This window comes from Pannonibacter sp. CBAS1226, from assembly GCF_055685825.1.
In genome coordinates, this window is record NZ_JBVOUO010000022.1 from 1 (window position 1) to 23,868 (window position 23,868).

20 protein-coding genes are annotated in these 23,868 nt (G+C 64.5%); 5 read left to right on the top strand and 15 right to left on the bottom strand.

Annotation, left to right across the window (positions count from 1 at the left end; translation table 11 throughout):
• On the top strand, nt 1-198 hold a 198-nt coding region (locus AC0CMF_RS24860), incomplete at its 5' end, for a hypothetical protein (protein WP_472482550.1).
• 34 nt (nt 199-232) lie between these two features.
• On the opposite strand, the gene AC0CMF_RS24865 is transcribed toward AC0CMF_RS24860, so the two are convergent.
• The 7 genes from AC0CMF_RS24865 to AC0CMF_RS24895 form a co-directional block, all read right to left on the bottom strand.
• Nucleotides 233-1,162, bottom strand: a complete 930-nt coding sequence (locus AC0CMF_RS24865; RefSeq protein WP_163001485.1) for a LysR family transcriptional regulator — start codon at nt 1,160-1,162, stop codon at nt 233-235.
• 108 nt (nt 1,163-1,270) lie between these two features.
• Nucleotides 1,271-1,621: a cupin domain-containing protein gene (locus tag AC0CMF_RS24870; protein ID WP_050475331.1), complete on the bottom strand. Its 351-nt coding sequence runs from the start codon at nt 1,619-1,621 to the stop codon at nt 1,271-1,273.
• A gap of 146 nt (nt 1,622-1,767) precedes the next feature.
• Nucleotides 1,768-3,246, bottom strand: coding sequence for an aldehyde dehydrogenase family protein (locus AC0CMF_RS24875; RefSeq protein WP_374631223.1), 1,479 nt, complete (start codon nt 3,244-3,246; stop codon nt 1,768-1,770).
• Nucleotides 3,243-4,631, bottom strand: a complete 1,389-nt coding sequence (locus AC0CMF_RS24880; protein WP_374631221.1) for an NAD(P)/FAD-dependent oxidoreductase — start codon at nt 4,629-4,631, stop codon at nt 3,243-3,245. The genes AC0CMF_RS24875 and AC0CMF_RS24880 overlap by 4 nt, the downstream gene beginning before the upstream one ends.
• On the bottom strand, nt 4,628-5,422 hold the full coding sequence (locus AC0CMF_RS24885; RefSeq protein WP_119396754.1) for an ABC transporter permease: 795 nt from the start codon (nt 5,420-5,422) through the stop codon (nt 4,628-4,630). Before AC0CMF_RS24885 ends, AC0CMF_RS24880 begins: the two co-directional genes overlap by 4 nt.
• Nucleotides 5,422-6,273 (bottom strand): ABC transporter permease, encoded by an 852-nt coding sequence (locus tag AC0CMF_RS24890; protein WP_050475348.1) that lies wholly within the window; start codon nt 6,271-6,273, stop codon nt 5,422-5,424. Before AC0CMF_RS24890 ends, AC0CMF_RS24885 begins: the two co-directional genes overlap by 1 nt.
• Before the next feature lie 4 nt (nt 6,274-6,277).
• Complete coding sequence (locus AC0CMF_RS24895) at nt 6,278-7,318, bottom strand: ABC transporter ATP-binding protein (protein WP_374631218.1); 1,041 nt, start codon at nt 7,316-7,318, stop codon at nt 6,278-6,280.
• 355 nt (nt 7,319-7,673) lie between these two features.
• On the opposite strand from AC0CMF_RS24895, the gene speB reads away from it, so the two are divergent.
• On the top strand, nt 7,674-8,723 hold the full coding sequence (gene speB / locus AC0CMF_RS24900) for an agmatinase (RefSeq protein WP_122523297.1): 1,050 nt from the start codon (nt 7,674-7,676) through the stop codon (nt 8,721-8,723).
• A gap of 521 nt (nt 8,724-9,244) precedes the next feature.
• On the opposite strand, the gene AC0CMF_RS24905 is transcribed toward speB, so the two are convergent.
• The 7 genes from AC0CMF_RS24905 to bglB form a co-directional block, all read right to left on the bottom strand.
• A complete protein-coding gene (locus AC0CMF_RS24905; RefSeq protein ID WP_374631215.1) occupies nt 9,245-10,342 on the bottom strand; it encodes an ABC transporter ATP-binding protein in 1,098 nt (365 codons plus the stop codon).
• A gap of 9 nt (nt 10,343-10,351) precedes the next feature.
• Nucleotides 10,352-11,404: a carbohydrate ABC transporter permease gene (locus AC0CMF_RS24910; RefSeq protein ID WP_374631213.1), complete on the bottom strand. Its 1,053-nt coding sequence runs from the start codon at nt 11,402-11,404 to the stop codon at nt 10,352-10,354.
• Complete coding sequence (locus AC0CMF_RS24915; RefSeq protein ID WP_374631211.1) at nt 11,404-12,447, bottom strand: carbohydrate ABC transporter permease; 1,044 nt, start codon at nt 12,445-12,447, stop codon at nt 11,404-11,406. The genes AC0CMF_RS24910 and AC0CMF_RS24915 overlap by 1 nt, the downstream gene beginning before the upstream one ends.
• A gap of 114 nt (nt 12,448-12,561) precedes the next feature.
• The gene (locus tag AC0CMF_RS24920; RefSeq protein ID WP_374631209.1) at nt 12,562-13,824 is read right to left on the bottom strand and encodes an ABC transporter substrate-binding protein; all 1,263 of its coding nucleotides are present in this window, start codon (nt 13,822-13,824) and stop codon (nt 12,562-12,564) included.
• Nucleotides 13,825-13,872: 48 nt separating this feature from the next.
• Nucleotides 13,873-16,347, bottom strand: a complete 2,475-nt coding sequence (locus tag AC0CMF_RS24925) for a hypothetical protein (protein WP_374631207.1) — start codon at nt 16,345-16,347, stop codon at nt 13,873-13,875.
• A complete protein-coding gene (gene kduI, locus AC0CMF_RS24930; RefSeq protein WP_374631205.1) occupies nt 16,344-17,180 on the bottom strand; it encodes a 5-dehydro-4-deoxy-D-glucuronate isomerase in 837 nt (278 codons plus the stop codon). The genes AC0CMF_RS24925 and kduI overlap by 4 nt, the downstream gene beginning before the upstream one ends.
• A complete protein-coding gene (gene bglB, locus AC0CMF_RS24935) occupies nt 17,177-18,277 on the bottom strand; it encodes a beta-galactosidase BglB (protein WP_374631203.1) in 1,101 nt (366 codons plus the stop codon). The genes kduI and bglB overlap by 4 nt, the downstream gene beginning before the upstream one ends.
• A 119-nt stretch (nt 18,278-18,396) precedes the next feature.
• Here bglB and AC0CMF_RS24940 point away from each other — a divergent pair, with 119 nt between their 5' ends.
• The 3 genes from AC0CMF_RS24940 to AC0CMF_RS24950 all read left to right on the top strand — a co-directional run bounded on the left by AC0CMF_RS24940 (nt 18,397) and on the right by AC0CMF_RS24950 (nt 21,772).
• Nucleotides 18,397-19,452: a LacI family DNA-binding transcriptional regulator gene (locus AC0CMF_RS24940; protein WP_374631201.1), complete on the top strand. Its 1,056-nt coding sequence runs from the start codon at nt 18,397-18,399 to the stop codon at nt 19,450-19,452.
• A 309-nt stretch (nt 19,453-19,761) separates the two neighbouring features.
• Complete coding sequence (locus AC0CMF_RS24945) at nt 19,762-20,790, top strand: helix-turn-helix domain-containing protein (RefSeq protein WP_374631199.1); 1,029 nt, start codon at nt 19,762-19,764, stop codon at nt 20,788-20,790.
• A gap of 61 nt (nt 20,791-20,851) precedes the next feature.
• Entirely contained in the window at nt 20,852-21,772 is a 921-nt protein-coding gene (locus AC0CMF_RS24950; protein WP_374631197.1) for a SphA family protein, read from the top strand.
• A 254-nt stretch (nt 21,773-22,026) separates the two neighbouring features.
• Here the strand turns inward: AC0CMF_RS24950 and AC0CMF_RS24955 are convergent, their stop codons facing one another.
• Nucleotides 22,027-23,172: an FAD-dependent monooxygenase gene (locus tag AC0CMF_RS24955; RefSeq protein ID WP_374631195.1), complete on the bottom strand. Its 1,146-nt coding sequence runs from the start codon at nt 23,170-23,172 to the stop codon at nt 22,027-22,029.
• Nucleotides 23,173-23,868: the final 696 nt, after the last annotated feature.

Sequence of the window (23,868 nt, forward strand, 5' to 3'; positions counted from 1 at the left end):
TTCATCGGCTTCTATGCCGCGCTGCTGCTGTTCTTCCCCTTCTTCCTCATCGTCAGGGCAAGGGCAGGACTGCTCGCAACCGTCCTGATGACCGCAGGGGCCGCCGGCATCATCCTCCTCCTCGCATGGGCCCTGTCCCTCAACTTCCCGTCTGGCATGCTGCAGGACGCAATGGACCTGCCCTGGCCATTCCGATAAGCAAAACCTGACCCGCCCAGAACAAACGGGCGGGTCAGCCTTTCTGGCAGATCTGCTCGAGGATCTCGATGAAGGCGCGCACGCGCGGCTTTTTCTTCCAGTCCTCGTGGGTGGCCACCTGGAAGCGGGCGCGGTAGGAGAAGAGGTCGGGGCGGATGGACCGCATCAGGCCCTGACTGACGAACTGGGCGGCGAAATGATCCGGCAGGTAGCCCAGATAGGCGCCGGACAGGATCAGATGGGCCTCGGCTTCCATGTTGGAAACGGTGGCATGCGGGGCCGTGATGGCGAAAATCTTGATGTCCCGCGCGGCCCAGTAGCTGCGGCCGATGATCCGGTGCCTGCGCACGGTCTCGATCTCGATCTCGCTGTCCGGCACGGCGAACAGCGGATGGTTCTTGCCGCAGTAGAAATTCTGGGTCTCGTCATAAAGGTCGATATAGGCAAGGCCCAGCGACACGCGCGGGAAGCTGCTGATGGCCAGATCCAGCTTCTGCCCCACCACATCGCGCAGCAGCTCGCCCGGCGGGCGGGTTTCCACGGAAAAGCTGATATTGGGCGCCGTCTCCACCATCGCCGCCACGGCGGCGGCGAAAGGGGAGTTGGGATCGGTGATCGTATTGTCGACGATGCCGATGGACAGGGTGCCGGTGAGCCGTGACTTCAGCCCCGAGACGCGCTTGCTGAACTGCTCCAGCGACACAAGCATCCGGGTGGCCTCGTCAAAGACCTGACGGCCATGCTCCGTCAGCGAGAAGCCCGAGCGCCCGCGGTTGCACAGCTTCACCCCGAGGCGCTGCTCCAGGGCGGAGATCTTTTCCGAGATGCTGGAGAGGGAGAGATTCAGCTCCGGCTGCGCAGCACTGAGGCCACCGGCCTCCACCACGCGGATGAAGATGCGGATGAGGCGGATATCCGCCGTGTCGAGACTGATCTGACCGTGGGGGATAAGCTCCCGGTTCACGCTAGCTCCATCTGCCCGTGGCACATGCATGCAGCTTAATCCTCCTTCAGCGCGAAGCCAACGCCGCACACCGGGCAGGTGCGGCGCCGGGATCAGGTTCCGGTTGCGTCAGCCGGTGACGAAATAGGCCTTGCGGCAGGTCTCGACGACCTCGAAGCGGCCGGTGAAGCCCTTTTCCATGAAGTAGCTCTGCCCCGCCGAGAACCGCTGCGGAGTGCCGCCCTCCGGCGTGATCACGACAGCGCCGGACAGGATGTGGGCCAGCTCGAAAAAGGGATAGTCTTCCATGCGCTCCGCATAGGGCGTTGCCTCCCAGAGCCCGCAGGTCTTGCCGTCCTGATCAAAGACGACGGCGCCCTGTTCGGCGGGAGCGGCGCTGAGCAGGCTTTCTGCAGGCACCACCTGGCAAGGTTCGAGGCCCGCCGGGCCATCTGCAGTCATCGCGGTGAGTTTGGTCATTGGAACTTCCCCGGAGAGTTGCTGCGCGGCTGCCCCTGATGCCAGGGCTTTCGATGCTGACGCATCGCGCCCTGGAAAGGCTCAGGCGCCGCAAGGGCTTCACCACTGCCCGATGAGTCAGGTTCGCCGGGCACTGGCATGAGCGGTCAGGACGGCCGGGTGATGAACTTGACGGCGCAATAGGCGGAAAGGCCCCATGGCCCCAGCTCGCGGCCAATGCCGCTGCCCTTGAACCCGCCCCATGCGGTGTTGGGGAAGATGATCTGCGGCGTGTTGATCCAGACGTGGCCGGCATCGATGCGCGCGGCAAAGGCCTGCGCCTCGTCCGCGTCCGGGCCGACGACAGTGGCCGCAAGGCCGTAGTCCGTGTCATTGGCCAGGGCCATCGCCTCATCGGGGGAGGAGGCGGTGGTGAGGGCCACGACCGGTCCGAAGATCTCCTCGCGCCAGACGGGGTGGCTCGCGGGCACATCGCGGAACACGGTCGGCTCGATGAAGAAACCGCCGTCGATGTCGGCCGCCTTGCCGCCATGCAGGCAGGTGAGCCCGCCGGCTGCGGCCTGCCGCAGATAGGCCTGCACCTTGCCGAACTGCGGCCGCGTGGTCAGCGGCCCCATGTCCGCCTCCGCCAGACCCGGCCCGCCGAGCCGCAGGGAGCTGACCTTGGCCAGCAGGGCCTCCTCGATGCTGGCGCTTGAGGCGGCGGGGAGGATGACGCGGGAGGTGGCCGAACACATCTGGCCGGCATTGAAGAAGATGCCCGCAGCGATGATGTCCGCCGCCGTTGCCGGATCGCTGCCCTCAAGCACCACCAGCGGCGACTTGCCGCCCAGCTCCAGCGAAACGGGCACGGTGCGTTCTGCGGCAGCGGCCATGACGCGGGCGCCCGTGGCATTGGAGCCGGTGAAGGAAATCTTGCGGAACACCGGATTGGTGCAGAGCGCCCCGCCGATGGCCGCGCCGCCGGGCACGATGTTCAGCACACCTGCCGGAAGGCCGCAGGCGAGCGCGATGTCGCCATAGACGAGTTCGGCGAGGGTGGTGAATTCAGACGGCTTGAGCACGGCGGTGCAGCCTGCGGCCAGCGCAGGGGCGAGCTTCCACGCGGTGGTGACCATCGGGAAGTTCCAGGGCACGATCAGCGCCACCGGCCCCAGCGGCTCCAGGAAGCTGCGTCCGCCGAGCGCGGGATCGGCCAGCGCCAGCGGCTTGCCTTGTCCGGCATCCATCTCGCGGGCAAGGCCTGCGTAATAGTCGAAGGTGGCGGCGGCATCCTCCACATCGATCTCGGCCTCGAAGCGGGGCTTGCCGCTGTTCAGCATCTGAAGCGCCACGAGGTCCGGCTTGCGGGCGCGCAGGCCTTCGGCGAAGGCGGCGAGATACGCCGCCCGCTCCGCGCCGCTGGTGCGCCGCCAGTGGGGGAAGGCAAGGCTCGCCGCCTCTGCCGCCGCCTGTGCCTGCGCCGGGGAGGCGGGCACGAATTCGGCGAAGATTTCCGCCGTGGACGGGCTGACGGCGGTCAGCGTTGCCCCCGCCGTTCCGCTGTGCCAGGCGCCGTTGAGGAAAACGGTGCGGGAGCGGGTGAAATAGGCCGGCGCGGGACCGGTGAACGTGCTGCTGCTCATAGCGGGAAACCCATCTTGTGAACCAGATTGACCCATGCCTTCCGCCAGCCGCCCTTTTCGTCCACTTCGTCCAGAGCATACATGGTCAGCTTTGCGCCGATCCAGCGCAGCGGCTCCGGCGGAATGGGCCGGGGCAGGGTGCGGGCGAAGTCGAGATCGAGGTCCGGCCCTTCGTGGCCGTCCAGAATGTCGAGGCCGATGCCCGCGCCGAAACGGGTGGTGGTGACGCCGAAGCCCGAGTAGCCGCCCGCCCAGACGCCCTTGCCGCCGTAATAGCGCTGGAAATGCACGGCAAGGCGCATGGACAGGTCGATCGGGCCGGACCAGGCATGGGTGAAGCGCACGTCTTCCAGCTGCGGGAATGTCTTGAAGAAATAGCCCGCAAGCTGGTCATAGGTGCCGATCCGCCGGTCGGCCTCCGGGTCGGTCTGGTCATTGAAGTAATAGCCGACACGGCCGCCGAAGATGATGCGGTTGTCACGGGTCAGGCGCGTGTAGTTGAGCTGGGTGCGGGTGTCATAGACACCCTGCCGGTGCTTCCAGCCGAGGCGTGACAGCTGCTCGTCCGTCAGAGGCTCCGTCGCCAGAACCCGGTCGCGGACCGCGACGATGCGGCGGCGGATATGCGGATGGCCGGCGGCCCAGGCATTGGTGGCAAACAGAACGCGCGGCGCCTTGATGCGCCCGTCATGGGTGAGGATGGTCAGCGTGCCGCCGTTGTCCTCCACCCCGGTCATGGGCGTGTGCTCGTGGATGCGCACGCCCAGCTCCAGCGCCACACGGCGCAGACCCCAGGCCAGCTTGGCCGGATGCACCGTGCCGCTGCGCTCGCGCGACCACATGGCCCCCTGATAGAGCGGGGAATTCACCTCGGCCTGCGTCTCTTCCCGGTTCAGCTTGACCACCGTGTGGCCATGCGCGCTGGCAAGGGCATATTCCTCGTCGATCTCGGCCAGATGGCGCTTGTCGACGGCCACCGTCATCTCGCCGGTCCATTCCAGATCCGCATCGATGCCGTAGTCCTCGATGGTCTTGCGCCAGCCGTCGAGATTGTCCTTGCCCATGCGCTCCAGCGCGGCAAGGTCCTTCGGGAATACGCGGGCGGCGTTGATCAGCCCGTGCATGACCGAGGTGGAGACGATGCCGCCGGGACGGCCCGACGCGCCATGGGCAATCTTGCCCGCTTCGATCAGCACCACATCCCGCCCGGGATTGCGCTGCTTGGCCAGAATGGCGGTCCACAGGCCGGTGAAGCCGCCGCCGACAATGGCCAGATCCGCATCCGTTGCGCCGATCAGGTGGCCGCAGGTTCCGGGCGCGGCGGGATTGTCGAGCCAGAAGGGGTAAATCGTGGCATCGGCCAGGGCCTTGCGGTTTCTTGTCATCTTGCGGGAGCCCCGAGAAGTTTTGGCAGGTCCGAGAACCGGGCAACGAGGGACAGGATCCCGACCGTCACCACAACGAAGAACACGGATGCCGCAGCGATCACCGGCGTATAGCCGTAACGCAGGGAGTTGAAAATTTTCATCGGCAGTGTTTCCAGAACCGCGCCGATGGTCATGTAGGAGATGATGTATTCGTTGAGCGAGACAACGAAGGCAAAGGCAAAGCCCGAGATGATGTAGGGCCGGACCAGCGGCAGCAGCACGGTCCTGAGGATCTTCCAGTCATCCGCGCCCATGGTGGCGGCGGCTTCCGGCAGGGCGCTGTCCAGCGAGGCAAAGCCGAGGGAAATCGACACAAGCGGCAGCGACACCAGGAAGACGCCGTGGCTGACCACCACCGTCCAGCTCTGCCCGTAGAGGCCGGTCTGGGTCCAGAAGGACAGGAAGCCGAGGGCAGAGATGACCGGCGGCAGCAGGAAGGGCAGCAGGCCCAGAGCGACGAACACCTTCACCCACCACAGCCGGTAGCGCCAGCTGAACCAGGCTAGCGGCAGAGCAATGGCAACCGAAACCGCTGCCGAGATCAGCGCGATGGTGAGGCTGTTGAGCAAGGCGCCGAACCAGGCCGGGTCGAGGAAAAGTTCGCTGTACCAGCCCATGTTGAAGCCCTGAGGCGGGAAGGTCAGCGACCTCTTTTCGTTGACCGAGACCCCGAGCACCACGGCGAGCGGCGCCACCATGACGAGGCCCAGAAGGCAGAAGAAGAGGCGGCGGAACAGGACCTGGCTCATCAGCTGTTCTCCTTGCGTCCGAAGAGTGCGACAGCACCGGCAATCAGCAGCGTGACGAGCACGAGGAAGATGGCGAGCGCTGCGGCAAAGGGAATGTTCGACTGCAGCAGCGCCTGATCGGAGATGGCCACGGACAGTGTCCAGTTGGCCGGGCGGCCGAGGATCTGCGGCATCAGGTAGGAGCCGAGCGTGAAGACGAAGATCATCAGGAACGTGGTCAGCAGCAGGTTGCGCTGCATCGGCACGATCACCGTGAAGAAGGTGCGCAGCGGTGAGGTGCCGAGCGTGCGCGCCGCTTCCTCGATATGCGGGTCCACCCGGGCAAGGATCGGGTAGAGCAGCAGCACCGCATAGGGAAAGGCGATGTAGACGACGCCCGCGATCAGGGCGCCGAGCCCCGGCGTGTAGGATTCCGGCTTGGCCAGAAGCCCCAGCGCCACGAAGAGGTTGGAAATGCCGGCCGTGCGCGACAGCAGGGTGGACCAGGCAAAGCCGATGATCGATTCCGACAGGGACAGGACCGACAGCAGGAAGATCAGCCACAGAACCTGCGTCTTGCGCGGCGCATTTGCCAGAAGCCAGGCGAAGGGAAAGGCGATCACCAGCGCGATGGCCGCCACAATGGCGGCGAGGCTGAAGGAGGATATCAGCAGCCGGGCAAAGAAGGCGCTGAGCAGCCGCTCGTAATTGGCGAGTGTGAAGACCGCCTCATAGGTGCCGCCGCCGAGGTTCTTGTAGAAGGAGATCAGAACCATGGAGCCGAAGGGCAGCACGAACAGCAGCACGAGCACGAGGCCCGGTGCGGCGGCGGGAAGATAGCCCAGGGGACTTGCGGGTTTGGCGGTGCTCATCATCTTACCCCAGGATCACGCAGGCCGAAGGCGGGATATGCAGGTGCAGCGGATCCCCGACGGAAAGCTGCGGCATGTGCTTCAGCGGCGGGCTGACCGTGAGGTCGGAGGCAAGGCCCGGCACGCTGACGCTGATCTCCACCGAAGCGCCCAGATGGCGCACGAAGCTGACCGTGCCGGACAGCGTGTTGGGCGCTCCCGCATCCCGCAGGTCGATCTCCTCCGGGCGGATGGAGAAGGTGAAGGTGCCGCTGGCCGGAGCCCCGCTGATGTGGAGGGGCGTGCCCGCCACCACAGCCTGACCTGCCCCTTGCGCCTCGCCCTGAAGGAGATTGGTGACGCCGATGAAGTCGGCGACGAAGGCATTGACCGGCGCCTTGTAGATCTCCACCGGCGGGGCAACCTGCTGAATAACGCCGCCGGACATGAGCACCACCTGATCGGCCGTGGTCAGTGCCTCGCGCTGGTCATGGGTGACGAGGAATGTGGTGATGCCCAGCTCCCGCTGCAGGCGCTTCAGCTCCACCTGCATGGCCTCGCGCAGCTTGGCATCGAGGGCGGACATGGGCTCGTCCAGCAGGAAGAGCCGGGGCTTGAGGGCAAGCGCGCGGGCGATGGCGATGCGCTGGCGCTGGCCGCCGGAGAGCTGCGAAATGGCGCGCCCGGCAACGCCCGGAAGATGCACCAGATCCAGCAGCCGCTCGACCTCGGCATCACACTGGGCGCGGGAGGCGCCCCGCAGCTTCAGCGGATAGGCGATGTTTTCGCCGACCGAGAGATGCGGGAACAGGGCGAGGGACTGGAACACCATGCCGAAGTCGCGCTTGTGGGCGGGCATGGCGGTGATGTTCTGGCCGCCCAGTCCGATCGTGCCGCTGTCCGGCGTTTCCAGCCCGGCGAGAATGCGCAAGAGCGTGGACTTGCCGCAGCCCGATGGCCCCAGCAGGCAGACAAACTGCCCCTGGTCCACATCGAGGCTGACGTCCCGCAGGGCGTAGGCGGAGCCGTAGGTCTTGCTGATGTTTCGGATCATTAAACCCGGCATGTACATTCTCCTGTTCATGCCCGGATCAGGTGCACCGGACATGTCATCGCTGGGACGGGCGGGGCGGGGAAGCGCAGGGCTCAGCCGGGCAGGCGGCCAATCAACTGGCCAATCAACTGGCCTGCGCGCAGGAGGCCGGGGAGGCCGCAACGGGCGAAATGCGCCGCAAGGGCGTCTGGTCTGCTGGTCATCTGTCTGTTCCCGCCGTGCTTTTACACGTTTGTCCTGTCACGCTGGCGGAAGCGGTGGCGCGGGAACATCAGAAAAGAACGGGCATCACTTCGGATAATCCCGAAGTACTAAATCTGCTTTCCTGCCTAGCCTTCTGGCCAGTGTTTTCAAGGAGCAGGCTGGAATGGTCGATCAGGATAAGCTCGCAGCGCTCAGGTCCAAATACGCAAATGCCGCCGGTGGCGACATCTTCAATCCGCGCTTCCGCGAAGTCGCGCAGGCGCAGTTCACCGGCTCCGACACGCGCAAGTGGCCCTTCGCCGGCGTGCCGACCTTTCTGGATGCGCCCTATGTGGAAGAAGCGCTGGATGCGGCGGGGCAGGCTCTCCTGGATGTGGCCCTCATCGGCGTGCCGATGGATCTGGGCGTCACCAACCGCAACGGCAGCCGCTTCGGCCCGAGGGCGCTGCGGACGATCGAGCGCATCGGCCCTTACGACCATGTGATGGATGTGACGCCCTTCTCGAATGCGCGCATTGCCGACATTGGCGACGTGCCGATGCGCAGCCGCTATGATCTGGCCGCCTGCCATGCCGACATCGAGGCCTTTTACCGCAAGCTGGTTCAGGCCGGTGTGCGCCCGCTCAGCGTCGGCGGCGATCATTCGATTTCGGCCTCGATCCTCAAGGCCGTTGGCGCGGACCAGCCGGTGGGCATGATCCATATCGATGCCCATTGCGACACGGCCGGACCCTATGAGGGCGCCAAGTTCCAGCATGGCGGGCCGTTCCGTCTGGCGGTGCTGGACGGCGTGCTCGATCCGGCCCGCACGATCCAGATCGGCATCCGCGGCGGCGCGGAATATCTCTGGGAGTTCTCGCAGGAAAGCGGCATGACCGTGATCCACGCCGAAGACGTGCCCCGGCTGGGCATGGAGGCCATCATCGCGCAGGCGCGGGCGGTGGTGGGGGACGGCCCGGTCTATGTGTCCTTCGACATCGACAGCATCGACCCCGGCTTTGCGCCGGGCACCGGCACGCCGGAAGTGGGCGGCTTGCAGCCCCGCGAAGTGATGGAACTGCTGCGCGGGCTGAAGGGCCTCAATGTGGTGGGGGCGGATGTGGTGGAAGTGGCGCCGCAGTATGACGCGACCACGAACACCGCACAGATCGCGGCGCAGATCCTCTTCCTGGAACTGTGCCTGATGACCGAGGCCCTGCGCGCCGCCCGCTGACAGCGTCCGCGGGCTGGGTACAACCCTGCGGCTTCTCCATCGCCGTTCCCGGCCCGCGCGGCAGTGTCTACACCGGAGGCAATAAGGAGGCGGGCACTCTCCATTTGCCGCAGCGCCCCTCTCCCCCCTTGAGGGCAGTGTTTACAACGGACGCACGGAGGACGAATGCACCGGGATGATGGCAGGACCTCTCCGCCCCCCTCTCCCTGGTGGGGAGGGGTGAGAGGGGTGGGGGGGTCTGAGCCTGCAAGGGGTTGAAAAGCAGAACTTTTCCTGAGGAAGCTGGAGAGGAGAAGCTGTCTGTAGTCAATGGATACTCTGCCAGCCGGAAAGGCTTCCCCCCACCCCTAACCCCTCCCCACGAGGGGGAGGGGGGCTGAAACGCCGTGCCGGAATGACCAGAACGCAGGCTTTCCTCAAACCATAACCGGGGAGCCTCACTGGCTGTCCATTGCAAACACTGCCGGCCCTTGCCGGAGGCCATGCAGATCAATGGCTTGCGGCGTTGTGAAGCGGGGCTTTCAGGCAGGCTGGGCCGTCCCGATCCGGGAGCCATCGGCCCCGAAGAGATGCAGCGGAGCGTTTTGCCAGAGGAGCGTGATGACGTCTCCTGCCGCGAAACGGTGCTGACCGGGTACGATCGCCAGAAGCTTCTGTCCCAGGGCCTCGGCATGGATGACGGTTTCCGACCCGAGCGCCTCGACCATGCGAACGCTTGCTGCAAGGCCGGATGCCGTGCCGCCAGCCGCAACCTCGATATGCTGCGGCCGGATGCCGAGCGACACGGTTTCCCCGGCCTTGAGAGCGGTCCCTTCCAGCGGTATGGCGATCATCGTGCCGTCTGCGGCCCTGACCGTCAGGCCATCCGGCGTGCTGCCCGCCACCTCCGCCTCGATGAAGTTCATATGCGGCGCGCCGATGAAGCCCGCCACGAACCGGTTCGCCGGCTGATTGTAAAGATCGAGCGGTGTGCCGACCTGTTCGATGCGCCCGGCGCGCATCACGACGATGCGGTTGGCGAGCGTCATCGCCTCCACCTGGTCATGGGTGACGTAGATCATCGTGGACTTCAGCCGGGCATGGAGCGCCGCGATTTCCGCACGGGTGGAGACACGCAGTTCCGCATCGAGGTTGGACAGCGGTTCGTCGAGCAGGAAGGCGGTTGGGCGGCGCACGATGGCCCGGCCGATCGCCACGCGCTGGCGCTGGCCGCCGGAGAGCTGGCCAGGGCGGCGGTCCATGTAATTGTCGATTTCCAGCATGCGCGCGGCCTCTGCGATGCGGGTCGCGATCTCCGGCTTCGGCATGCCGGAATTCTCCAGCCCGAAGGCAAGGTTCTGGCGCACCGTCATGTGCGGATAGAGCGCATAGGACTGGAAGACCATGGCCAGTCCGCGGTCGGCGGCCGACACCTCGTTGACCCGCGTGCCGTTGATCTTGAGATCGCCACCGGTCACCTTTTCCAGGCCCGCGATGACGCGCAGCAGCGTGGACTTGCCGCAGCCGGAGGGGCCGACGAAGACGACGAATTCGCCTTCTTCTATGGCAAGGTTGATGTCGTGCAGCACATGCACCGCGCCGTAGGACTTCTGGATGTTGGAAAGTGTGATGCTACCCATGGGTCTATCCTATTTCAGCCCGGAGCCGGCAATGCCGCTGGTGATGAAGCGCTGGAGAAAGATGAAGACCAGCACGACCGGGATCATGGTGACGACCGTCATTGCCAGAATGTAGTGCCACTGCACGTTCAGCTCGCCGGAATAGATCGAGAGGCCGACCTGCAGCGTGTAGAGTTCCCGCCGTGAGAGCACGATGAGAGGCCAGAGAAAATCGTTCCAGCGCCAGACGACGGAGAAGATGGCAAGCACGGCGAGCGCCGGCGCCGTCAGCGGCAGCATGATGCGCCAGTAGATCTGCCATTCGGACGCCTTGTCCATGCGCGCCGCATCGATCAACTCGTCCGGGATCGTCAGCATGTACTGACGCAGGATGAAGACGCCGGTCGGTGTCGCCACCGTCGGCAGGATCACGCCCCACAGGCTGTTGAACAGGCCGACCGAGGAGATGATCGAATAGAGCGGCACCAGGATGACCGAGAGCGGCACCATCAGCGTTGCAAGGATCACCAGCATCGCCGCATTGCGGCCCTTGAACTCGTATTTCGACAGGGCGAAGGCTGCCATGGAGTTGACGATCAGCGTGATCAGCGTTGCCATCACCGTCACGAAGACCGAGTTCCACAGATACCGGAAGAAATCGAACTGCATGAAGGGTTGGGTGTAGTTCTCCGTGGCAAAGGAGACTTCGCGCACCGGCTCGCGGTCGCCGATATTGACCTTGATGATTTCGCCCGGCGCCTGCGGATCGACCATCTGGCTGACGATGCCGACACGCCGGACTTCCGCCAGCACCCGCGCCGAGCCGTCGGGAAGCTTTGCGTTGAACAGCGGCAGCGGTTTTTCGTAACCCTCCACCTGCACCTGCCGGGTGACATAGGGCAGGAGGCTCGGCGGAAACTCGGCAAGCGCTGCGGGTGTCTTGAAGGAGGAGAGGGTCAGCCAGACGGCAGGGCCGAACATCACGAGCAGGCCGCCGATCAGCCAGACCCAGGTGGCAATGTCCGTCCAGTGCCAGCCCTTGCCGCCCTTGCGGCGCGTGAGGAAGGCGATTGCGGTGCTCATCAGCGTTTCCCCTTGTTCTCGTTCTTGCGGGCGGCACCCAGCTGGATCAGCGTGAGCACCACCAGCACCAGGCCCATCAGGATGGAGGCGGCTGCGGCAAGACCGGCATTGCGGGGCAGCGAGACGAAGCCGGTTTCGTAGATGTATTGCGTGATGAACAGCGTGCTGGTGCCGGGGCCGCCGCCGGTCAGGACGAAGACCTCGTCGAACACCTGCACGGCCTTGATGAGAGCGAGCACGATCACCACCAGCAGGTTCGGCATCAGCAGCGGCAGGGTGATGCGCCGGAAGACGCGCGCGGGCCTGGTGCCGTCCATCTCGGCGGCCTCGTAGAGATCCTTCGGGATCGCCTGCAGGCCGGCAAGCAGGATCAGCGTGTAGAAACCCATATGCGCCCAGATGGAAACGCCGACGACAGCGCCAAACGCAAAGGTGCGGTCCGAAAGCCAGGTGTAGGGCTCGAAGCCGAAGGGGTAGAGCATCGAGTTCAGCAGGCCTTGCCGCTGCAGGATCCACCGCCAGATCAGGCCGACGACGACGGGCGACAGCAGGACCGGGAAGAAGAAGACGGCACGCCAGAAGGAGCGGCCGATCAGCTCGCGGTTGAGGATCAGCGCCGTGATCAGCGAGGCGAGGATCATCAGGCTGACCTGCAGCACGACGAACCAGAACGTGTTGCCGGCGGCGGTCCAGAAGGCGTCCTCCTGGCAGGACATCGGATCGAGATAGTTCGTGCAGTTGAAGATCTGCCTGTACTGGCCGGCGCCGACGAAGGTGCGTTCATCAAGAAACAGCGCCGTCCCGCCGGTGAGCGAGTAGACAAGGTTGATGACCAGCGGCAAAAGCACGAAAAGGCCGAAGATCAGCATGTTCGGGGCGATGAAGAAGACCGCCATGCCGCCGGTGCCGGTCTTTTTCTGCAGATAGCGGAGCGGCCGGTCGGCAAGCCCCATCAGCAGATGCACGGGCTGAAGCATCATCGAAAGCCAGTCGGTTTTCTGCGGCGGGGCCGGCCGCTTGGATGGGGGTGGTGGCTGCGCCATGGCGGCATTTCCTCATGCATCAGGCGCCGCGTGGCCAGGCGCGGCCAGACGCGGGCAGGGGCCGCCCACCCCTTTTGAACAGGGGCAGGCGGGTGCTTCACGGTCGGGTTTGACTCAGAGGCCGGAGGCTTTCACCTTTTCGGCGACATCGCTGTCGATGCGCGCGAAGGCATCCTCCGCCGGCATTTCACCGGCCACCGCCTGCGCGATGCGGGTGACGACTGCGCCGTACATCGTGTCCGACCAGCGCCAGCCGGGCATCTTCAACGCCAGGTCAGAGGTGGTCTTCGTGGCGTTGACGAAGGTGTTCAATGCGTCCTTGACCAGCTGGCTGTCCGAATTGAAGTTGACGCCTTCGGCGATGACGCCCTGGTGCGCCGGCAGGAACAGCGTGCGCTCGGAGAACTCCTTCACGATGTCCTTGCGGGCCAGGTAATCCATCACCTGGGCGACTTCTTGCGGATTCTTGGTGTATTTCACCGCCACGAGCGCCGCGCCGCCCGGAAGCCCGGTGCAGGCGGCCGGGCCGCAGGGGCTGCCGGTCGCCACCCAGTCGAAATTGTCGCCGATCTTGTTGGCGAAGTTCGGCACCTGCCAGGAGCCGGCATAGTAGAAGGCGACCTGGCCGTTGATGAAGTCGTCGGCGCCGGCGCGGTACGACTGGCCGGCGGCTGATACCCAGATGTCCTTCGACATGGTGCCGTCTTTCGACCAGTCGATGAACTTGCCGAGATAGGCCTTGGCCCCCTCGTCCAGCGGCTGCGGCTTGCCATCGGCGCCGATGTAATTGGCACCATAGGATATGGCCGGCCCGGTGATGCGGTGGCCGGAACGGTCCATCGCCATCGGGTAGGGGATCTGCTGGCTGGCTGCGACCTTCCTGGCGGCGTCCGCCCAGTCATCCCAGGTGGCTTCCGGACCCGGCAGCGGAACGCCCGCCTGCTCGAACAGCGTCTTGTTGGCAAAACCGCCGGTCAGCGTCAGCTGCGTCATGAAGCCGGAGATCTGGTCCGACCCGTCCGGGCGCATCCAGTCGGCATTGGCACCGAAGTTGTCGTCCCAGTACTTGGCGTCGGCCACCAGCGGACGAAGGTCGAGCCAGTGCTTGGAAAGATCCTTGATCGAGGTGACGCGGGCGATGTCGGGTCCGTTGCCGGCTTCCAGCTGCACCGGCAGCTGTTCCTTGATGACGCTGTAGGCGACATTGTCCACGATGACGTTGATGCCGGGGTTTTCCTTCATGAACCGGTTGATCAGGTCCTGGAACACTTCCCCTTCGATGCCGTCCGAATACCACATGATGCGCACATCGCCGGCATGGGCGGTGGTTGCCATCAGCGCCATGGCCGATGCAGCAAGAAGTGATTTCAATGCCATGCTCTTTCCTCCTCCTTGTGGGGCAGATCCTCCATCCACCCCGGTTGCTCAAAGCATGATGGCCTCACCCTTCACGGTATAGTCTTCACGGCGCAGGGTGCGGCCTTCCGCATTCACCGATCCATCGGCCAGGAACCTGACGGGGCCATAGTCCGGATCGTTGACGGTAATTGTTCCATCCTCCGACATCTCTGCCGTCAAGCCAGCATAGCGCGCCTCCGCCGCGGCGAGATCACCGGTTTCCGCCAGCCGCACGATCCAGCGTGTCTTGCGTCCCGCAAGCCTCAGTTCCGTGCCGGCTGACGGTCCCTCCCCGACCGGCAGAAGTTCGCCACTGCCGATCAGAACCGCGACGCCCTTGCCGCTGCGGGCCAAGGCCCGGTTTGCAGACACACGGCTTTCCTCGAATTCTGCACGCGGGAACCAGGCGTGTGAAAATTCCGGCTGGTCCTCGTGCACGTCGAAGCCGGCGATCGCCAGCCCGCGATACTGTTGCACTCTCGGCACCGTGCCACAACCGCCCCAGTAGGACGGGCGCCCGTAACCGAGCTGGATGACCTCGCCCGGATGGTTGATCCAGATCGCGGCTTCCGGCTTTTCGCCGATGCGCAGGTGCAGGACCGTCTCCTGATAGCCCCAGTCCTTCCAGCGGTAATGCACGGCGGAGCCCATGGCATAATGCTCACCCTTGTAGTGGTAGAGCGCGGCAAACCCGTCCTGGCCCTGGGCAAAGCGCCATTCCTGGTGGGAAGGCCCGCGATGGCTGGCAACCGCCAGCAGTTCGCCGGGCACCTCAAGGCCGTGGTCGCGCAGGCAGACGGCGAGCTGCGGCAGGGCATGGACGCGGCGCCCGTACCAGCCCTTGCCCCAGAGCAGGCGCGTCACTCCCGAGAGTTCCAGCGAGCGGCCGGCACACAGCGTGTGTTCGTAGGAGCGCCCCTGCGCCGCCGTCATCATGCCATGATGGGCGGAGCGGGCGATGATCTCGCAGAGCCGGATGATGCCGGCCCTGGCCCGCGCGGCAATATCCTCGTCCGGGGCGAGAGCTGCGAGCGCGGTCAGGCCCTTCAGATCGATCGGGAAATAGGGGGCGGAGTTGAACTCCGCCATTTCCCAGTGCTCGAAGTGATCGAGCCAGGCACGAACCCGCGCGGCACCAATCTGTGACTGCTCGGCGCCCTTGCGGCCGGAGCGGACGAAGGTCGCCCCGGGCAGGAGATGGCCGGCGAGATAGCTGGCGGTATGGAACAGCAGGGCGTGGTTTTCGGAAAAATACCACTGCACGTCATTGCCCGGCTCATCCATCCAGTAGCGGAAGTTGAGGATGGCACGGTCGATGCGGTCGCGGGTCTTGCTGTTGATATCGTTGCCCCACACGGTGCGCGACCAGATGAGCGGCACCAGCGAGAAATCGGCGCAGTCGTGGCAGTCCTCGATCGAGGGCAGGATCTCCTCGATCATCGCGTCCGTATCGGCACCGGCCCGGCCGCTCGCGAGGCGGGCAAAGGCGCACACGGTATCACGCTCGGAATGGCAGGAGACCGTATCCAGCGTTTCACGGATCCGGCCGGCAAGGGTGGCGGGCGCCGGACCCTGACGCTCCGCATGGCAGATTTCGACGCCGAGCGGACGTGCGGCCACGAAGCCGCCGGCATCGAGGGCAATGCGGAAATGGCGGAAATCGGCGGGCACCTGTTCGGCGGGGCCCAGATTGAGGCGGGTGGCACCGGCCTCCAGCTTGAAATCAAGATCGAAGCGTTCACGGGAGATAAAATCGCCCTCGATGGTGACATTGACGCCTACGGCCACCGGCAGCGGCTTGGCGAAGAGCAGCGTGATATCGCCGGAGAAATACGCGGGGCGGTCGAGATGCATGCCCTCCAGGGCAGCCTCGATGCTTTCGGCCACGGAGCCTTCGACCGGCACCGGCATTGCAACCTGCGCGGTTGGTCCGGCCAGATAGTCGAACTGGAAAAAATAACGGGCGTCGCGCTCTGCCAGATCGTCGAAGAACAGCGTCACCTCGTTGAGCCCGGCCTTCAGCGGCAGCTCGAACTCCTGCCGCGTTTCGAGATTGCGGCCATAGGGCGCCATCCAGCCGGTTTCCTGGCCGTTGAGGAACAGGACCGCGCCGCCGCAGGTGCCGAGCCGGATCCTGACGGGGCCCGCTTCGGGCACCTCGATGCGGGTGCGGGCCCAGGTGGCGAGCCGTGTCGGGCGGAACCAGAAACCGGAGAGATCGACGCGCGGCGAACCGAAGGGCAGCCACCAGCGGGCGGGCTGAAATGCGCCGCGGACATCCGGGCGCTTGCCGCGATAGGTTTCAGCAAAGATCGTCCGGCAAGGATATTCGTGCGGAATGAAGTTCTTGTGCTTGGTGAGGAAAAAGAAGGGGTCCATCTCACCCTTCATCGGCTGGTCAGGCGTGTCGAAACGCTCTTCCATCACCGGCCCCAGCTGCCAGTAGCGCACCGGCTCGCCGGCGCTGAGGGGCTTTCGCATATAGGTCTGTTCAGCCGTCATTTCAGATCCGCCACGGCCACTGGGGTTACATCGTTGTATTCCTGGTTTTCGCCGGTCATGCCCCAGACGAAGGCGTAAGGGCCGGTGCCGGCCCCCATGTGGATCGACCAGGCCGGTGAAAGGACTGCATCGCCATTGGCAACGATCAGGTTGCGTGTCTGGTCCGGCCGTCCCATCAGATGGATGACACGGTCTTCCGCGCCCATGCCGAAGTAGCAATAGGCCTCCATCCGCCGCTCATGCAGATGCGGCGGCATGGTGTTCCAGACACTGCCCTCGGCGAGATCGGTAATGCCCATCAGCAGCAGGCATGAGGGCGCCACCTGCGGGTGGATGTACATGCGCAGCTTGCGCTTGTTGGAGCGTTTCTCCTCGCCGAGTTCCAGAAGCTTCGATTCCGCCCGCGTGATCAGGCGATGCGGATGATCTGCGCCCGCGGGCACCGAGTTCATGTAGAAGCGCGCCGGTTGTTCCGGATCGGCGGAACGGACCTCGAGCGCCTGCGCGCCGCGCCCCACATAAAGGACGTCGCGATTGCCGAGATCAAAGGTCTCACCATCGACCGTCACGGAGCCTGCGCCGCCGAGATTGGCAATGCCCATCTCGCGCGCGGACAAGAGGCAGGGTGTGCCGATATCCTCGCCGGACCCGAAGCCGAGCGGCGATGTGACCGGCACCGCACCGCCGAAGATCAGGCGGTCGACGTGGGTGTAGACGAAGTTGACCTGGCCTTCGCGGAACAGGTCCTCGATCAGGAAGGCCTGACGCAGGCGGTCCGTATCGTAGGTCTTGATGTCATCGGGGGAGGCCCCGTAGAGAACGCGCATGCTCATGCGGCCTTCTCCTCAGCATCCACGTGGCTCAGCGCCTCCGACAGGCAGAGGATCGACAGCGCCTGGCCGTAACCGGTCGGCTGGATGGGGATGTCCTTGTAGAACTGCAGGTCGTGGCCCATGCGCGTGCCGTAGGAGACGTTCTGCACCGTGCCGCTCGCATCGATATTGTCCACCACGAACCCGACGGCTCTCAGTCCCGCTTCGCGCCAGGCCGGTGTGCCGAGGCCGAGACGATAGCCTTTCAGCAGGCCGTAGCCGATGCCGGCGGTCGCCGATGTTTCTTCATAGGAGGCCGGGTCGTCGAGCAGCGTGCGCCAGGCGCCGCTTTCCGTCTGCAGCGGCAGAAGCGCATTGACCTGCGCCGTCAGCACGCCCAGCAGGAAATCCTTGACCGGGCGCGGCAGGTCCGCAAGGTCGAAGAGGTCGAGAATGCCGGCGGTGATCCAGGCATTGCCGCGGGCCCAGCGGGCGCGGGCGAAATTGTGCCGGCCCCGGAAGGTCCAGCCGTGGAACCACAGACCGGTTTCCACGTCGGACAGGTAGCGGGTGTGGACGAGGAATTGGCGTGCCGCCTCGTCCACCAGTTCCTGGCGGCCGCTTGCCTGACCGTAGGAGGCCAGGAACAGCGCGACCATGTAGAGGGTATCGTCCCAGAGTTCGCCGTCATTCACCTTGTCGGAGACGTGGTGCTCGAAGGCGCCTTCCTCCGTGCGGCCCATCTCCGCGATCACCCGGTCCGCCCAGGCATCGAGCGGCGCTTTCCAGCGGGCGTCCTGCGTTTCGCGCCAGAGAACAGAGAGACCGAGCATCGGCGCGGTGGTGTTGACGTTCAGTGGCGGCAGGCCTGCGGCGAGCCGCGTCTCGTACCAGCCCTCGATCAGCGCCTTGAGATCGTCCCGGCCAGTGAACTGCCAGAGCCGGATCAGACCGTAGAGGCCAACACCCTGCGGCCATTCCCAGCTGTCGAAGGAAATGTAGTCCCCGGCGGTACCATCGAGATTGGGCTCGTGAAAGCGGCCGTCGTGTTTCAAGCCGGTCATGCCGGCCACCAGCCGGTCAAGATTGGTGAGAATGGTTGCGCCATTCAGAGCCATGAAGTCCTCCCGCCTTCCGCCTCTCCCAAGGCGGTCATGTCTTGAGGCCCAAGCAGAACACTGAGAAAAAAGATTGCGCAAGCTGAAAATTTTTTGCAGTTTGCGCGAGGGAGATTGCCATGAACCTCAAGCCTCTGCCGGGAAAACGGGCCAAAAAGAACCGGCGCATCACGCTGGAAGATGTGGCGGGCGCCTGCGGCGTGTCGCTCAGCACAGCCTCGCGTGCGCTGGCCGGGGAGAAGGGTGTGCGGCCGGATATCCGGGAGAAGGTACTCGCCGCGGCCAAGCAGGTGAACTATGCCGTTCCTGCCGCTCTTGCCGGACGGAAGGTCATCCTGGCGGCCTCCAGTGCGGCGATGATCGATTACGTCCGCAACCAGTTCACGCTCTACGTGCTGGAAGGACTGAAGGAACGCGCTTCGGCTCTCGGCCTTGAGATCGTCACGCGAGCCGTGACAGACCGGGCAGACGAGAAGCAACTGCTGCAAGACGCGCGCGAAGATCCGGAGACCGCCGGCCTGCTGTTCCTCACGGTCGATGATGAGGCGATGCTCGCGGCCACGCGCGATTTCCCGAAACCCGTCGTGCTGCTGAATGGCCATGATCCGCTGATGCGGCTCTCCAGCGTCACGCCCTGCAACCGGTCCGCGGCGCGGCTCGCCACCGATCATCTCATCCAGCTTGGCCACAGGCGCATCCTGTTTCTCATGCGGCCGGGGCGGCGCACGATCGAGCACCGCAAGGAAGGCTGGCAGGATGCGCTGCGGCTGAAGGGGCTCGATCATTCGGAACGCATGGTCGTGACGGTGGACGACTGGCTGCCGGAATTGGCGGCGCAGGCCATCGGGCAGAGGCTGGCTGAGAATGGACAGGACTTTACCGCCGTTGTGACGGCTGGCGACAGTCTCGCCGCCGGTGCCATCATGGCGATGCAGAAGGCAGGGTTCTCGGTGCCCGCAGATATCTCGGTGGTCGGCATGGACGACCTGCCACAGGCGGCCTTCATCAACCCGCCGCTCACCACCATGCACCTGCCGATGCGCGAAATCGGGGCCGCGGCCCTCGACCTCCTGAGCGACAGTATCGCAGGCCGGATCAATCCCGTCCGGCGGATCGAACTCGCCTGCCATCTCGTGGAGCGGGCCTCCACCTCTCCCCCACCGGCTGCCACCTAGACCATATGGCCCGCCTTGTTGGCAACCTCACAAGACTTCTGAAAAAGCGGTGGTTCAAGTAACGGCAGGCACACTATCTCTGCCAGCCCAAACTCTTTGAGCCTAGATGCCGCGGAGGGTTTCAAGCGATACTTTTCCGGCCTATTGCAAAATGTGTGAGACAAGATAATGAATAGGCGGATCTTGTTTCCGGGATTTTCTGTTTTGTCTTGTCTTGGTGAATAAAGCCAGAGGGAAACTGCGCACCAGAACAAACAGACAGAAAGTGCCTGGATTTTATCTGCGGGTATCAGCTTGGAGGGGGGCTGCATGCTGCTGGAACGATCTGCCACGCCACCGGCGTGTCCACCTGCCGTTTTGACGGCAGATGATCCGGTTCAATTCGCTCAGCTTACGCCGGGGTGGCCGGCGGAATATGTCCAGCTCTCGCCCGGGCGGCTGTCCGCTTCGGTTCAGGTGCTGAACCTCAGCCATGTCCAGCTTCTGCGCGAAACCGTGGACAAGTCGCTGCTGAAACGGGGGCTGGCCTCCTGCCGTTCGCCGCTGATCTTCGCCTTTCCCCTCGCTGCCGAAGGCATCGCCAAGGCGGGCGGGCGCGACATTCCGGCCATGGCCGGGCTGCTGGCGGACGGGAGCGGCCACCCGGATGTGGTGACGTCAGGCTATGTGGATCTCGCCTGCCTTGCCTTTGACGAGGAATGGTTCGGCCGGGCCTGCCTGCTGGCGGGCGGCGGGGAACTGGCCGAGGCGCTGTCCCGCCACAAGACCCTGTTCATCGCGCCCGAAAAGCTGACCGGGGTGCGGGCGATGTTCGGGGCGGTCATGGGCTTGGGCCACGCGCTGCCCGGTGCGGCCTGCATCCGCGCAGGGGAGGATCTTCTCCTCTCCGTTCTCGACCTTGTCACCCTCTCCGGTTTTCAGCCCGGACCGGCCAGCCGGGCGCATGTGCAGGTCACCGATGCGGCGCTGGAGCTGGTGCTGGACGGCGGGCTTGAAGCCTGCTCGGTGCTGGAACTGTGCCAGCGCCTCGGCGTCAGCCGCCGCTACATGCAGCTTTGCTTCACGAAGGTCTACGGCAAGAGCGCCGTGCAGGTGCTGAAGTCGGTGCGCCTTGCCAGGGTGCGCGAGGCGCTGGTGGCCGCCCGGAAAGAGGTCCGGCGTGAGACCATCGGCGATATCGCCGCCCGCTGGGGCTTCTGGCACTGGAGCCACTTCAGCCGGGACTACAAGGCACAGTTTGGCGAATTGCCCTCCGAAACGCTGGGGAATTCCGGCATCACTTCCGGAAATACTGCGGTTTTTAACGAGGGCGGCAGGGAGAGTGCCGATCTCGGATAACGGCATTCAGCCCACTGTGTCTAGGTTTTCCTACTTAACCGGAAAAACACAGTGGGGAACAATGAAGGTTAAAGATATCGCAGGAAAGACGGTTCTGGCGGGTGCAGCTCTGCTGGCCGTTCTGTCCGGGGCTCAGGATGCATCGGCGGTGGAAGGTGGAGCCACCATTACGCCCTTCGGCCTGTTCGACTTCGGCGCGGGCATGTCGCCGCCGCCGACACCTTACGGCGCTTTTGGCCTGCAGGTGATGCATTACACCGCCAACAAGGGCAAGGATGTCTTCGGCAAGGACAATGGTGTCGACCTGCAGCTGGACGTCACCTCTGTTACGCTGTCCTACATCAAGATGACCGAATTCAAGCTGCTGGGCGCCGCCTATGGCTTCGGTGTCGCAGTGCCGCTCATGAACCTGAACGGCTCCTTCGATGTGGGGCAGAAGATTGCGGACAAGGATTTCAACATTGGGGATGCCGGGTTCATCCCGCTGATCCTGCAGTGGGATCTGACGAAGAACTGGTATGTGAACACCGCGTTCCAGATCCAGGCGCCGACCGGCCACTATGACGTGAACAACCCCTTCTCGGCCGGTGTCAACCACTGGACCTTTGCACCCACTGCCGGTGTGACCTACCTGTCCGACAGCGGCTGGGAAGTCTCCTCGCGCATCGAAATCTCCTTCAACACGGTCAACCGTGCCACCAACTACACCAGCGGCATCGAGTACAAGCAGGAGTTTGCCGTCGGCAAGTCGCTGGGCGCCTGGACGATTGGCGCCGGCGGCTATGCCTATCAGCAGCTGACCGATGACAAGGGGCAGGGCATCGTCAAGGGCAACCGCAGCCGCGCCTTCGCCGCAGGGCCTGCCATCGCCTGGTTCGAGCCGGGGCTCCCGGCGGTCAACTTCCATGCCTACAAGGAGTTTGGCACACGGAACCGGCCGGAAGGCTACAACCTGTCCTTCCGCATTTCGCACGCCTTCTGAGGCAGGATGGCGGCAGTCACCTGACAGTATCAGGTTGATGACAAAGTAGGCATTCTTCTCTTTCGTCATGGCCGGGCTTGTCCCGGCCATCTGCAGACAATCGATCTGTATAGATCCTCGGCACAAGGCCGAGGATGACGATGGAGAAGCTGCAGATTTGTCAACAGCCTGCAGAACGCCGTCTTGCCGTCCCGCACAGTCCTTGAAAACAGGAACCCCGCCGCAGGTCTGAGAGCCTGCGGCGGGGTTTTTTGTCAGCCGAGTTGCGCGGTCAGCGGGTCGTAGGCATAGACCCAGGCCGGGTCCTCCGGCTCCTTCAGCCAGGTGTTGGCGTTCGAGATGGTCTGCACTTTCGTGGCGCGGTCGCGGCGGGTGGCTTCGTAGAGGGCGAAGGCCTCGCGGTAGCCGCCGGTGCCGGTTTCCTCCAGGCACCGGGTCAGCACGGCGGCATCCTCGATGGCCATGCAGGCGCCCTGCGCCATGTGCGGGCGCATCGGGTGGCAGGCATCGCCCAGCATGACGAGGCGGCCACGGCTCCACAGGTTCAGCGGATCACGGTTCCAGAACGGCCACTTGGTCACGGTCTCCGTGGCATCGATCAGCGCCTGCACCACCGGATGCGAGCCGCCGAAGATGGCTTCCATCTCCTCGCGCGAGCTGTCGACGAAGCTCGTCTCATGCTCCCAGCCATCCACGGGCACGCCGGTGACATAGTAATATTCGCTGCCGTCGCCCTTGGTCGCATAGGCCATGATGTGGCGCGAGGCCTCCCACCACCACTTGACGCAGGCCTCGAACTGAAGCCCCGAGGCGCGCAGCTTGTCCATGTTGACCAGCGCCCGGTGCCCGACCCAGCCGGAGAAGCGCGGCTTTTCCGGCCCCAGCAGCATTTCGCGGATCATGGAATTGATGCCATCGGCACCGACCACCAGACCGGCGGCAATCTTGCGGCCGTTCTCGAAGGTCAGCAGAACGTCGCTCTCGCGCTCCTCGATGGCAATCAGCTTGTGGCCGAAATGTACCCGGTCCTGCGGCAGGGCATCAATCTGCACCGCGTGCATGTCGCCCCGGTGGATGGTGATGTAGGAGGCGCCATATTCGCGGCGGCCATAATCGCCCAGCGGAATGCGGGAGAGATAGTCGCCCGTGTTGCCATCGCGGGAGAACCAGAAATCCGGGTGCGAGCCGATGGACTCCAGCTTCTTCTCGATGCCGATGCGGCGGAAGATCTTCATCACGTTGGGGCCAATGTGAATGCCCGCGCCCAGCCGGGTGAAGACCGGCGCCTGCTCGAACGTGTGCACCGAAAACCCGGCCCCGGCCAGCAGCGCCGCCGCAGCCGCCCCGCCAAGCCCCGCACCGATGACGGCGATTTCCACCCTTTCAATTGCGTCTGTCATGGGTCTGTCCTCTCTCTGTCAGATATTTGTTTGTATACTAACAATATGGGTGTGCGTTGACCTTGGTCCCGTGTGTTTGGGGGTCAGGATTGGTTACGTCTCACTCCGGCACTGCCTTTCAGCTCCCCGGACTGCTGACAAACCTTCGGCCTCTCCGTCGTCATCCTCGGCCTTGTGCCGAGGGTCTAACCAAATCAATGGCTTGCAGATGGACGGGCCAAACCCGGCCATGACGAAGAAGAGAGCACTTGCTTTGTCATCGGCCTCTGACTCTCCGCCCCCTCCCCCTCCCCCTCGTGGGGAGGGGTGAGAGGTGAGGGGTGGGGGGTGGGGGGAAGGGCCTCTCCGGCTGGCGGAGTGTTCATTGATTTCATACCTCTGCTCCTCCGGTGCCTTTTCGGGTATCTGTCTGTCTTTCATATCGTTTCCGGCTCAGAGCCCCCCACCCCTTACCCCTCCCCACGAGGGGGAGGGGGGCGGAGATGCCCTGCCATGAAGCTGGTTCAGCATGGGGGGAGAGGGGCGCTGCGGCCATTGGAGACTCTCCTCTCTCATCGTCAGTGCACGGCCTCTCGTTTCCCCTCCCCCTTAAGGGGGCTACTGCATGCACACATCGTGCTTTGAGCCGGAAAGGGTGTGGAGATAGCCAGCAGTCTGGTTACTCTGGCACGGCGCCTCCGCCCCCCTCCCCCTGGT